The 236-nt window shown below is 69.9% G+C and carries 1 protein-coding gene; it reads right to left on the bottom strand.

All coding sequences use genetic code 11. From position 1 onward, the window contains the following. Positions 1–236 (bottom strand): 6-phosphofructokinase (locus AC0IX4_RS23350; RefSeq protein WP_471831462.1); only part of this gene is annotated, 236 nt, incomplete at both ends.

Below are 236 nucleotides of genomic sequence, written 5' to 3'. Positions count from 1 at the left end.
GCAACTTGTCGGGATTGGTGCGAGCGGGTCCCAGGATGGTGCCGCCCTGGGTGAGGAGGCGATCGTTGCGGTCGTCGTTGCGGAGCTGGATACGCCGGTCCTCGAGCAGCCCTCGCCACCCGTCGAGGAAGCCGACCACGGAGGCTCCGTATCGGGCGTCGGCCGTGCGTACGACGGCCCTGATGACCGCGTTGCGTCCCGGGCAGTCGCCGCCGCCGGTCAGTACTCCGATACGC

Source organism: Rhodococcus sp. AC861, assembly GCF_979256035.1.
This window is presented reverse-complemented; position numbering and strand designations above follow the sequence as displayed.